The organism is Streptomyces sp. ATCC 21386, from assembly GCF_018728545.1.
GTDB lineage: Bacteria > Actinomycetota > Actinomycetes > Streptomycetales > Streptomycetaceae > Streptomyces.
The window spans coordinates 7785483-7797914 of sequence record NZ_JAAVVL010000001.1; the positions used below are offsets into that span (position 1 = coordinate 7785483).

A 12432-nucleotide genomic window follows, 5' to 3' on the forward strand; every position below is an offset into this window, starting at 1 on the left:
ACGCGCCGCGGCACAGCCCGTCCCCCACCCATCCGGACCGATCGGAAACGAGTCGACATGACACGTCCCTCAGCCGCTGTCCCCACCGCGGGAGCCATCGGAGTGCTCGGCACCGGCTCCTGCCTGCCCGGCAACGTCGTCACCAACGAGGAGGTGGGAGCGCCGGCCGGGGTGACGCCGGAGTGGATCGTGGAGCGGACCGGCATCCGGGCACGCCGCTGGGCCAAGCCCGACGACGTCACCTCCGATCTCGCCGCGACCGCCGCCCGCAGCGCACTCACCGACGCCGGCATCGGCGTCGGTGACCTCTCCCTGATCGTCGTGGCGACCTCCACCCCGGACTCGCCGCAACCCCCCACCGCCGCCGCGGTCGCCGCCGAACTCGGCGTCCCGCCCGGCACGCCCGCCTACGACCTCAACGCCGTGTGCAGCGGCTTCGTGTTCGCCCTGACCACGGCTGAGCGGATGCTGCACGGCACCGCGGGACACGCCCTGGTCGTCGGCGCAGACATCTACTCCCGCATCCTCGACCCGGCCGACCGCCGCACCGCGGTCCTGTTCGGTGACGGCGCGGGCGCCGTCGTCCTGGGCCCCGTCCGCGGAAGGGGCGTGATCGCCACCCGCCTGGCCTCGTTCCCCGACCACCGTGACCTGATCCGCGTCCCAGCCGGCGGCAGCCGCATTCCGGCCACGCCGGAGTCCCTCGCGGACGGTCTGCACTACTTCACGATGGACGGCCGGGCCGTCCGTGCCTTCGTCGAGGACCATGTCGGACCGATGATCGACGGTTTCCTCCACGAGCACGGTGCTCCGGCGTCCGGCGAGCGCGCACCCCGAGTCCACTTCGTGCCGCACCAGGCCAACGGCCGCATGCTCGAGAAACTCGTGGCCGACCTCGGCTTCCCGCCGGAACGAGCCCATACGACGGTACGCGAGTACGGCAACACCGGAGCGGCGTCGGTGCCCGTGACCCTTGACCACACGGCGAGCCGTCTGGCCCCGGGCGACCTCGTCCTCCTGGCCGGCTTCGGCGGAGGCATGGCCGCCGGACTCGCCCTGTTGGAATGGGAACCCCCGCGCCCACGCCACGCCTGACACTCCCGGACGGGGACGCGATCCCCCTCCCACCAGCCGGCGTTCCCGGGCCGGGGCCTTCGCGGTGATGGTGCTCGCCGCGTAGCGGGCCCCGTGGAGGGCGGCAGGTCAGTCCGACGCGCGTGCGTACGCCTCCCGGTCATTGCTTCTGGCGAGCGTCTCGGGGCGCAGAGCGTGACGGAGTTCGTCGGCGGTGAGCAGTTCCCGCGCCAGGACCACGTCGGCCACGGGCAGGCTTCTGGCCAGTGCCTCCTGTGCGGCGGCACTGGCCTGCGCGTAGCCGATGACGGGGGTGAGGGCGGTGACGATCCCGATGGTGTTGTGCACGACCGCGCTCAGGTGCTCGCGGTTGGCGGTGATGCCGTTCACGCAGCGGTCGGCCAGCGTCAGGCATCCGGCCTCCAGCTGCCCCAGGCTCTCGAACAGGCAGTGGGCGATGACCGGTTCGAAGGCGTTGAGCTGGAGCTGGCCCGCTTCGGCGGCCATGGTGATGGTGATGTCGTTGCCGATGGCCCTGAAGGCGATCTGGTTGACGACCTCGGGGATCACCGGGTTGACCTTGCCGGGCATGATGCTGGAGCCGGCCTGTACGGCGGGGAGATTGATCTCGCCGAGGCCCGCCCGCGGCCCGGAGGACAGCAGACGCAGGTCGTTGCAGGTCTTGGAGAGCTTGACGGCGATGCGCTTGAGCACCCCGGAGAGCTGGACGAACGCTCCGGCGTCCTGGGTGGCCTCCACCAGGTCGGCGGCGGTGGACAGGGGCACACCGGTGATGGTGCCGAGGTGTGCGCAGGCCAGTGCCGCGTAGCGGGGGTGGGAGTTGAGGCCGGTACCGATCGCCGTACCTCCGAGGTTGATCTCCCGGACGAGGGCGGTCGCCTCGGCCAGGCGCTGTTCGTCCTCGGCCAGCATCACCGCGTACGCGCCGAACTCCTGGCCGAGGGTCATGGGTACCGCGTCCTGGAGTTGTGTGCGGCCGGTCTTGACGACGTCGGCGAACTCGTCGGCCTTGGCCCGGAAGGCTTGCCGCAGCGTGGCCATGGCCTGTTGGAGACGGTGAGTGCCTGCTTGCAGGGCCACCTTGACCGCCGTCGGGTACGCGTCGTTGGTGCTCTGCCCGGCGTTCACGTCGTCGAGGGGGTGCAGGTGGTGGTAGTCGCCGCGGTGGTGACCGAGCAGTTCCAGGGCCCTGTTGGCTATGACCTCGTTCGCGTTCATGTTGGTGGAGGTGCCCGCGCCACCCTGGATGACGTCCACGACGAACTGGTCGTGAAGCTTGCCGGAGCGGATCTCCTCGCAGGCGGCGACGATGGCCTCGGCCTTGTCGGCGTCCAGGAGTCCCAGGTCGCGGTTGGCCAGCGCCGCGGCCTGCTTGACGGCCGCCAGCCCGTTGACCAGGTCGGGGTGGGTGGAGATACGGACACCGGTGATGGGAAAGTTGTGCACCGCCCGGAGGGTGTGAATGCCGAAGTAGGCGTAGCGGGGCACCGGAAGGTCGCCGAGGAGGTCGTGTTCGTAGCGGAACTGCTCGTCCATGAGGGGTTGTACTCCTGATCTGGGCGGATCACCGCTGGTCCCGCCGCCGGCCTCGGAACGGGCCGGCTTCGGGACATGCCTGCGGCGCGGTGGTTGGGTCGGGGCCCCCGTCCCCGTGGTCCGGTGGACTGCGGCGGGCCCCGGGGCCGGGGTTCCGCGCCCGCGCCGGTGTCAGAGCTGTTTGGCGAGCGGGCTGTCCTCGGCAGCGGGGGGCGGCGGTGCGGCCGTGCCTCTGCCGGGCTCGCGCGTCACCTTTCTGCCCCTGCCGGCCCCGACCCGCCGCTGCAGCCAGTGCGCCAACGCGTCGAGCGCCGTGTTGATCGCGATGAATATCGCCGCGACGAGCAGGGCGGCCGGGATCACGTTGGAGAAGTTGGCGGCGATGCCGTTCAGGCCACGGTCGACGAGTTCGTCGTAGCCGACGATGAACCCCAGGGCGGAGTCCTTCAGCAGGACGACGAACTGGCTGACGATGGCCGGCATCATGGCCACGATCGCCTGGGGCATCAGGACGAGCAGCATCGTCTGGCTCTTGCGCATGCCGAGCGCCCGTGCGGCCTCCGCCTGACCCTTGGGAAGGCTGTTCACTCCGGCCCGGAGCGTCTCCGCGATGACCGACCCGTTGTAGAGGGTGAGGCCGAGGACCACGGCGGCGAACGGCGACATGGTCGTCCCGGTGATCGCGAAGGATCCGAAGAACGCGCAGAAGATGAGCAGCAGGAGGGGAACGGCCCGGAAGAACTCGACGACCGCTGCGGCCGGCACACGGATCCAGGCGTGCTCGGACATCCGCGCTGTCGCGAAGACGAGCCCGAAGGCGCCCGCGAGCACGATCCCCAGCCCTGCGGCCTTGAGCGTGCCTTCCAGGCCCGGCAGGATGAACGTCGTCCAGACGTCGGCGCGCAGCAGGGGCTGCCATTTCTCCGCCGCCCACTGGTCGCGTTCGTCGAACCGCGCGTACACCATGTATCCGAGCCAGCCGAAGACGACGGTGATCACCGCCGCCAGCATCCGGTTGCGGATGGTTCCCCGGCGGCCGGGGACCTCGTACAGGTTCGAGTATCCGCTCATCGGGCCACCGCCAGGCGACGTGAGAGCCAGCCGAACAGCAGGCCGGTCGGCAGGCACAGCACCACGAAGCCCGCCGCGAAGCCGAGGAAGATCTGGATCACTTGGTCGCCGTAGATCTCGATCATCTCCCGCATCCGGACGGAGGCTTCCGCCACCCCTGCCACGAGGGCGACGGTGGTGTTCTTGGTCAGCGCGATCAGAATGCTTCCGAGCGGCGGGATCACCGCCCGGAACGCCTGGGGCAGAACGACGGAGCCCAGGGTCCGACCGAACCCGAGCCCCACCGCCCGGGCCGCCTCCGCCTGCCCGACGGGGACGGTGTTGATGCCGGACCGCAGGGCCTCGCACACGAACGCCGACGTGTACGCGGTCAGCCCGAGGACGGCGAGCCAGTAGTTGTTGACGCTGATCCGTGCGGAGAACTCCACACCGAGATTGGCGCCCACGCCCAGGCTGGTGAAGAGCAGGACCAGGGTGAGCGGGGTGTTGCGGGCCACCGTCACGTAGACCTGGGAGGCGGTGCGCAGCACCGGGAGGGGCGAGACGCGCATCCCGGTCAGTACGGTGCCCAGCACGAGTGAGCCGAGCGCGCTGACGGCGGTGAGCCGCAGGGTCATCCAGAACGCGGCGAGGATCGTTGCTCGCTCGGTGAACAGTGCGTCCATCAGTACCTTCAATCGAGGCGGGGCCGGGCGGTGGGGTGAACCCGCTGCCCGGAGGCCCGCGGTTCGGCGTCGTCGTCAGTACCGCTCAAGGTTCGGGACGGTGAATCCGGAGGCGGAGAGGTTGGCCTTCAGCGCGGCCTTCCAGGAGCCGTCGGACATCATCTTGGCCAGTGCGTCGTTGACCGCCTCCCGGCCCTTCTTGTCGTCCTTCTTCAGCCCGATGCCGTACTTCTCCTCGCTGAAGGGCGAGTCGAGCACCTTCAGCTTGCCGGGGTGCTGGGCCGCGTACCCGTAGAGGATGGAGTTGTCGGTGGTGACCGCGTCCAACTGGCCGCTGAGCACCCGGTCCACGCATGCGGAGTAGGTCCGTTCCTCCTGCAGCTGGACGTCCTTGGCGTACTTGTCCTTGATCAGTTGCGCGGAGGTCGAGCCCGCGACCGAGCACAGCTTCTTGCCGTCCAGCGACTCGGGACCGGTGATGTCCTTGTCGTCCTCGCGGACCAGCAGGTCCTGGCCGGCGACGAGGTAGGGCCCGGCGAAGGAGACCTTCTGCTTGCGGGCGTCGTTGATGGAGTAGGTGGCGACGACCATGTCGACCTGGCCCTGCTGGAGGAACGCCTCCCTGTTGGCCGACACGGCCTCCTTGAAGGTGATGTCCTTCTCGTCGACTCCGAGCTCCTTGGCGACGTACGTGGCGACGTCGATGTCGAAGCCGGTGAAGGTCCCGTCCGGGGTGCGCAGGCCGAGGCCCGGCTGGTCGGCCTTCACCCCGATGACGAGCTTCTTGTCCTTCGCGGCCCGGTCGACGACGGACGATCCGGTGTCGTCGCCGCCGTTTCCGCAGGCGCCGACGCTCAGTGCGACGATCACGGAGGTGAGGGCGACGCTGATCAGTCTCTTGGACATGCTGAATCCTTCGATGCAGGCGGGAGGAGGGTCTGGATGCGCGGGTGCGCCCGGCCCGTGGACGGCCGGCGGATCCCGGTGTCAGTGGGTGAGGATCTTGGCGAGGAACGACTGGGCGCGTTCGCTGCGCGGGTGGTCGAAGAACTCGTGGGGGGTGTTCTCCTCGACGATCTGACCGTCGGCCATGAACACGACGCGATCGGCGGCCCGGCGGGCGAAGCCCATCTCGTGCGTCACCACGACCATCGTCATGCCGTCCCGGGCGAGCGCCGTCATCACGTCCAGTACCTCGTTGACCATCTCCGGGTCGAGGGCGGAGGTCGGCTCGTCGAAGAGGATCACCTTCGGGTCCATGGCCAGGGCCCGCGCGATGGCCACCCGCTGCTGCTGTCCTCCGGACAGCTGGGCCGGGTACTTGTGGGCCTGGGCCCCGATACCGACCCGGTCGAGGAGTTCGTGGGCACGCTGCTCGGCGGCCCTCCGGTTCTGCTTCAGCACCTTGACCGGCGCGAGGGTGACGTTGTCCAGGACGGTCTTGTGGGCGAAGAGGTTGAAGCTCTGGAAGACCATGCCGACTTCGGCGCGCAGTCGTGCCAGCTGCCTGCCTTCGGAGGGCAACGGCGTTCCGTCGACGGTGATGGTGCCGGAGTCGATCGTCTCCAGCCGGTTGATGGTGCGGCAGAGCGTGGACTTGCCGGACCCGGAGGGACCGATCAGCACGACGACCTCACCGCGGCTCACGGCCAGGTCGATGTCCTTCAGCACATGCAGGTGCCCGTAGTGCTTGTTGACCTTGTCGAGCACCACCAGGTGGGTGCCCGGCACCGCCCGCTGATGCGTCGCGGAGATGACCTCGATCATGGGAACACGTCCCTCCCTTCCTCGGATTCGCCGGCCGCAGTGCCGTTCCCGGCGGCGATGGCGAAACCGTAGGAGGAGTGCGCTGCCGCGAAGGGCTTGTGCGCTTTGTGCTCAGCGGGACGGTGAGGAAGTGGGGGACGAGGAGGCGGACAGGGGCGGCTTGGCCGTCTTCGCGGACACGCTCATCACGCCGATGGTGTCCCGGAACGCCTCGTCCCAGCGGCCGTCGTTCACGTACTCCCGGATGAGCCCGTCGAGATGGTCGCGGAAGTGGGTGTCACCCCGGCGCACACCGATGGCGTACGGCTCCCTGCCGAACGGCCTGCCGACGAGTCGGACCGTGTCCGGATACTGGCTCATCAGGCCCAGCAGGATGGACTCGTCCGTGCTGATCGCGTCGATCCGCCCGTCGACCAGCGCCGACATGCACTCGCTGTAGGTGTCGACGATCAGCAGCCGGGCCCGCGAGACCTCGTCCCGCAACCGCTGCGCGGACGTGGAGCCCGCCGCCGTGCACACCTCCCGGCCGGCCAGGTCGGCGAGTTCGCGGATGCCCCGCTCGTCGCTGCGGACCAGCACGTCCTGCCGGGAGTAGTAGTACGGGTCGGTGAAGTCCACCAGCTTGCGGCGCTCGTCGCTGATGGAGTACGTCGCCACGACGATGTCCACGACACCGCGGCGGAGGAAGTCCTCGCGGTTGCGCGGCATGGTCTCGATGAACCGGATGTTGCTCTCGCTGCCGGTGAGGTCCTTCGCCACCATGCGGGCGATCTCCGCGTCGAATCCGGTGATCCGGCCGGTGGCGGGATCTTTGTAGCCGAAGAGCGGATGGTCGAACTTGATGCCGACGGTGAACACGCCCCGGTCCTCGATGCGGGCCATGGTCGAGCCGTCGGGGAAGCGTGCCCCGGAGTCCGGCCCCGGCAGGCCGCAGGCGCCGAGCACCAGACAGGCCAGCGCGGCCAGTACCGAGCGACGGGAGGTCATGAATCGCAGAAGCGGTAGCGGTGCTGCGGCCGCCCCGCCGACCCGTAGCGCAGGTTCGCCACCACGTCCCCGCGGTCGGCGAGGTACTCGAGGTACCGCCTGGCGGTGGCCCTGCTGATACCGACCGCCTCGGCGGTCTCGTGCGCCGACAGGTCCCGTCCCGCGGCGGCCAGCGCGTCCAGCACCACCTGCTCGGTGGCGGGCGAGATGCCGGCGGGACGGACCACCGCGTCGAGGTGCAGGGAACGGAAGACCCGGTCGATCGCGCGCTGCTCCACCATCTGGCCGCCGGCCGACAGCTGGGCCGACGCTGCCGCGTATCTGAGGAGGGTCTGCTCCACGGTGCCTGTCCGGGCCGGCTTGATCAGGTAGTAGAGGGCGCCGCGCTGCATCGCCGCCTGTACCGCGGCGGACTCCCTCCTGCCCGAGATCACGATGACGTCCGTCGGCGGGTAGTCGGGACGCCGGAGCTGGTGGGCCACGTCCAGGCCGGGTATGTCGGGCAGATGCAGATCAAGGAGCACCAGACGCGGCGCGAACCGGCGCGTGGCAGCCAGCGCCTCGCGTCCGGTGTGGGCGACGGCCACGACCCGGAACCCGGAGATCCGGTTGACCTGCGCCCGTAGGGCAGTGGTGACGACAGGGTCGTCGTCCACAATCAGAAGGGTTATCTCCTTCGACGCCATCGCCACGCTCCTCGTTTCGGCGACCGTCCAGACGACCCCATAGATTCCCAATCAACGTGGTGTCCCCTCGGCATTTTGTGCATTGTGCTCACCACATATGTCTCTTTCAACCGCTCGACCTACTATTTTCCCTTCCGGCAACCACTCTGTACTGCGGCGGCATCTCGTCGACTCGCCTGATCACCTGGAGGTGAGCGCACTGGGAGGGCGACTCTCCAGGACCGGACGGCGTTCCTGGCGATCCCCGGGCCGCGGTGACAGCGACCGGGGATGGTTGTTCGCGGTGGCCGCGCTGTGGGCCCTGCTCGGCCTGCTGCCGCTCGGGCTGCTGACCTCGACGAGTGTGACGCTGTCCGACCAAGCCGTCCGCAGCGAGGTCCGGGACCGGGTGGAGACGACCGCCGCGGTGAGCCGGGTGGTCGTGGAGCAGCAGATGGGCACGCTGAAGCAGCTCGTCAGCGCCTACGCCCAGCGGCCCGACATCCGCTCCCTGGTCACATCGGGCAACCGGGCGGCCGCGTCCGATCTGCCCGACGCACTGGCGGAACTGGCCCGGATGCGGCCCGGGATCAGCGGAGTGATCATGGCCGGGCCCGACGGCCGGCTGATCGACGCCCAGCCCTCGGTCGAGCTGTTCCAGGACGTCAGCGGAACCGACTGGTACCGCGCGGTGCGCGACGGCATGCAGCCGTACGTGTCGCAGGCGTACACCCCCACCATGCGGGGCGTCTCCCGGGCCGTGGCCGTCGCGGCGCCGATCCCGGGCGAGGACGGCCAGGGACTGCTGGGCATCCTGACCGCCGTCTACAGCCTGGACGCGATCCAGGCGTACGCTTCGGAGGCCGCCGAGGCGCAAGGGATCCGGTTGCTGATCACGGACCGGGCCGGGGTTCTGGTGGCGGACCCGGCGGGCCGACTGTTCGCGCTCACCTCCCTGCGGGAGGACGCGCGGGTGGACGCGGCACTGGCCGGCCGCAGGGTTTTCACCAACTGGCGGGGGGACGAGGGGCCGGTGCTCTCGGCCTCCGAGCCCATCCCGGGCATCGGATGGACGGTCACCGCCGAGGTGCCCGCCGCCGAGGCACTGGCCTCCGCGGCGCATCTGCGCAACCGGGTGCTGTTCATAGCCGCCCTGCTCACCGCCCTGATCCTGGCCGGGCTCGGCTTCCAGATCCACACCAGCCGCAGCCGCCGACGGGCGAGGCGGACCCTGGCGCGCTACGCGGACGCGCTCGCCACGGCGCGGGACGAGGCGGTGCGGGCCTCGGCCGCCAAGTCCGAGTTCCTGGCCAAGGTCAGCCACGAGATCCGCACGCCGATCAACGGCGTACTGGGCATGAACACCCTCCTTCTCGACACCCGCATGGACGACGAGCAGCGGCACTACGCGAGCACCGTGCAGGAATCCGCACAGAACCTGCTCCGCCTGCTGGACGACTTCCTCGATCTGTCGAAGGTCGAGGCGGGCCACCTGAGGATCGAGAAGGTGGCCTTCGACCTGCCCCGGCTGTGCGACGAGGTCGTGGCCCTGTTCGCCCCGCACGCCTACCGGCAGGGCCTGTGGCTGGCGCTCCACCTGGCCGAGGACCTGCCGCAGCACGTGGTCGGCGATCCCGTCCGGCTCCGGCAGGTGCTGACCAACATCCTCGGCAACGCCATGAAGTTCACCGTCCAGGGCGGGATCGACCTGGAGGTGACCCTGGAACCCGAACGCGATCAGGTCGGCCCGGCCACCGTCGACCGGGCGACCCTGCGGTTCACCGTCCGCGACACCGGCATCGGCGTCGGCCCCGAGGACCGGGACCGGGTCTTCGAGACCTTCCGCCGGCTCGACTCCCCCATCACGCGCCGCACCGGCGGCAGCGGACTGGGGCTGGCCATCAGCCGGCAGCTGGTCGAGCTCATGGGCGGCAGGATCGGGCTGGACAGCGTGAAGGGTGTCGGCAGCCGCTTCTGGGTGACCCTGCCCATGGGCGTCCTCGCCCGGACCGCCCCCGCCCACGAGGAACTGAACGGTCGCCGCGTCCTCATCGCCTGCGCGGACGAGGAGAACCGGGAGCCGGCGAGCCGCATTCTGTCCGGAGCGGGTCTGGTGGTGGAAGAGACCGCGGACGCCGCCGCGGCCACGGCCGCGCTACAGGCCGCTGCAGCCGGTCAGTCGCCGTTCGACCTGGCCGTCATCGATCTCCACATGCCACTCGCCGGGAACGGTACGCGTCCGGCCCGGTCGGACGACGAGGAGAACGGGTCGCTCGCCGACGCCGTCCTCGCCGATCCCCGGCTCCACGCGACCAACGTCATCGTGCTGATCACTCCGGGACGTACCGGTGCCGCATGGCCTGCCGCTTCCCGGACCAAGGACCGGACCGTCCAGTCGGTGACCCTGCCACTGAGCAGGCGCCGTCTGCTGGCGGCGGCGCAGAACGCGCTCGGCACGGCGGGAGCCCCCGAGCCCCCGGCACCGCTCCCCCACCCGTACGACGGCGGAGCAAAGGATCATGCCGACATCGCGGCACGCCCGGCCCGTGTCCTCGTCGTCGAGGACGACGACGTCAGTTCCCAGGTCGCACGGCTCGTCCTGCAGAAGGCGGGTCACCATGTCGACGTGGTCGACGACGGGCACCGCGCGGTTCGGGCCGTGCTCCGCGACCGGTACGACCTCGTCCTCATGGACTGCCAGCTGCCGGGGCTCGACGGCCTCGCCGCGACGGCCGAGATCAGACGGCGCCAGGCCGGATCCGAGCGCGTCCCGATCATCGCCATGACGGCGGCGGCGATGCCGGACGACCGGATCCGGTGCATCGAGGCGGGCATGGACGACCACCTCACCAAACCGGTGGACTGGACGCAGGTGCTCGCCCGCATCGCCGTCTGGACGGCGGCGGAACCGCCCACCGAGTCCGCGGCTCCGAACACCTGGAAGCTACCGGCGGAGCTCGACGGTCTGCCCGCCGACGACATCGCGGACATCGTGGACGCGTTCGCGGCCTCGACCCCCGAGGTCCTCGGGCGGCTGCGGGAGGCCCTGGAGACCGGGGACTTCGATGCGGCGCGCCTGTGGGCGCACCGTCTCAAAGGCAGTTGCGGGACCGTGGGAGCCACCCGCGCGGCGGAACTCTGCCAGGACCTCGAGGCCGCCGCCGAGGCACGGCAGCCGTGGACGGCCCACGACGACGCTCCGCTCCCCGCGGTCCTGAGCCGACTGGCGGACGAGATGCGCCGGACCACGCAGGAGTTGCGCAGCCGCTGCTGAGGCTGACAGAGATTCCTACACGTCTGCCCCCACACCGCACCGGCCCCACGCCCACAGCCCACGGCCCACGGCCCACGGCCGGATCAACGTAGGCGAAGGTCGCCAGGGAGCCACTGCCGCTGACCTGCGTCCCATCAGCGTCCGACTTCGGCGTCCACCAGTGGACTGATACGTCCATGCAGGTCGGAGCGGCTCCAACCAACGCCGAGCACAACGCCCTTGAACTCACGAGCAGCGGATTCAGGCCGATGGTCCAAAACCTTGAATCCGCACGCCCGCTGAGACGTTTCCGCAGGTCACGGATGTGACTGGTGGGGCGGGTGGGACTCGAACCCACGGCCGACGGATTATGAGTCCTTTGAGGATCTTGGCGGTCCTTGTCGATCAGTGCACATCCTTGCCGTTTCCCTAGGTCAGACGCTGTTTGGCGCCGCGTTCCTTCTCGGCCCTTGTCAGTCTTTTCCGATCCTTGTGTCCAACCTGCGTCCAGAACGCGTCCCGGAAGGACAAGCCCAACCAGCTTCCGAGACGATCGCCCCAGCCCGGGGGTGCGCCTCAAACTCGCCCGCAGCGGATTTCTCTACAGCGACCCGAAGGCAGGCGGAGCGCCCCCAAATACGCGGACCCTCATTTCGGTCGCCTCAGACGATCACCGTACGGGCTATCCCCGCGTGCGGGGGGGGCGACATCCCCGGAGTTCGGCCCGGCACAGATGAGCGGCGGAGCATCCCTGCGGGCGTGGAGCCGACGAGAACTTCGTGAAGTCGTGGATGACGCCCAGGCAGCTATCCCCACGTGCACTGGGCCGACAACGGGCAGCGGTACGCCCGGATCCTCGCCTACGAGGTATCCGCGCGTGCGCGGGACCGACGCGACTCACCTGGCGGCCGCGGCCTGGGGGGTAGAACTCTCCCTGCGAGCGTGGGCCGACATCGCCAAGCCGCTGACGCCTCTCTACGTCCAGGAGTTATTCCCGCGTAAGCGGAGCCGACGAATCCGCGGCCACCTGGAAGGTGTACTCCGTGGAGCTATCCCCGCCTGCGCGGGGCCGACCCGAACTCTGCGAAACACCAGGGCGTGGCCACAGAGCTATCCCTGCGTGCGCAGGGCCGACCGGTCACAGTTGCTCGGCCCGAAGTCGTGGTCGGAGGTATCCCCGGCAGTGCCATTCCCTCCGTGCCCGGGGCCGACGTCTACGTGATGCCGATCCCGGCCGCTACCTCTGGATCTATGCTCGCATGGGCGGGCCGACATGAGCACTACTCGGCCAACCTGCCAGGACTGGGGCGTGCGGGGCCGAAGTCGGAACGAGATCATGCTTGGTCCACAGACGGGAGCTATCCCGCATGGCGGGGCCGACCCGCCGGGCTCG

Annotated in this window: 9 protein-coding genes; 2 read left to right on the forward strand and 7 right to left on the reverse strand. The window is 69.7% G+C overall.

Annotated features, from left to right (window positions below; genetic code table 11):
* Positions 1–57 precede the first annotated feature (57 nt).
* Positions 58–1095, forward strand: coding sequence for a 3-oxoacyl-ACP synthase III family protein (locus tag GWK25_RS33410; RefSeq protein WP_215455288.1), 1038 nt, complete (start codon positions 58–60; stop codon positions 1093–1095).
* A 108-nt stretch (positions 1096–1203) separates the two neighbouring features.
* On the opposite strand, the gene GWK25_RS33415 is transcribed toward GWK25_RS33410, so the two are convergent.
* The 7 genes from GWK25_RS33415 to GWK25_RS33445 form a co-directional block, all read right to left on the reverse strand.
* A complete protein-coding gene (locus GWK25_RS33415; RefSeq protein WP_215455289.1) occupies positions 1204–2631 on the reverse strand; it encodes an aspartate ammonia-lyase in 1428 nt (475 codons plus the stop codon).
* Between the two features lie 171 nt (positions 2632–2802).
* Positions 2803–3702, reverse strand: coding sequence for an amino acid ABC transporter permease (locus GWK25_RS33420; RefSeq protein ID WP_215455290.1), 900 nt, complete (start codon positions 3700–3702; stop codon positions 2803–2805).
* The gene (locus GWK25_RS33425) at positions 3699–4367 is read right to left on the reverse strand and encodes an amino acid ABC transporter permease (protein WP_215455291.1); all 669 of its coding nucleotides are present in this window, start codon (positions 4365–4367) and stop codon (positions 3699–3701) included. The genes GWK25_RS33420 and GWK25_RS33425 overlap by 4 nt, the downstream gene beginning before the upstream one ends.
* A gap of 75 nt (positions 4368–4442) precedes the next feature.
* Complete coding sequence (locus GWK25_RS33430; RefSeq protein ID WP_215455292.1) at positions 4443–5273, reverse strand: glutamate ABC transporter substrate-binding protein; 831 nt, start codon at positions 5271–5273, stop codon at positions 4443–4445.
* Between the two features lie 81 nt (positions 5274–5354).
* On the reverse strand, positions 5355–6134 hold the full coding sequence (locus GWK25_RS33435; protein ID WP_286014566.1) for an amino acid ABC transporter ATP-binding protein: 780 nt from the start codon (positions 6132–6134) through the stop codon (positions 5355–5357).
* 111 nt (positions 6135–6245) lie between these two features.
* Entirely contained in the window at positions 6246–7121 is an 876-nt protein-coding gene (locus GWK25_RS33440; protein WP_215455293.1) for a glutamate ABC transporter substrate-binding protein, read from the reverse strand.
* Positions 7118–7807 carry a response regulator gene (locus tag GWK25_RS33445; protein WP_251829147.1) on the reverse strand — a complete coding sequence of 230 codons (690 nt, stop codon included), beginning with the start codon at positions 7805–7807 and terminating at the stop codon, positions 7118–7120. The genes GWK25_RS33440 and GWK25_RS33445 overlap by 4 nt, the downstream gene beginning before the upstream one ends.
* A 283-nt stretch (positions 7808–8090) precedes the next feature.
* Between GWK25_RS33445 and GWK25_RS33450 the strand changes: the two genes are divergently transcribed.
* Complete coding sequence (locus GWK25_RS33450; RefSeq protein WP_215455294.1) at positions 8091–11060, forward strand: hybrid sensor histidine kinase/response regulator; 2970 nt, start codon at positions 8091–8093, stop codon at positions 11058–11060.
* Positions 11061–12432: the final 1372 nt, after the last annotated feature.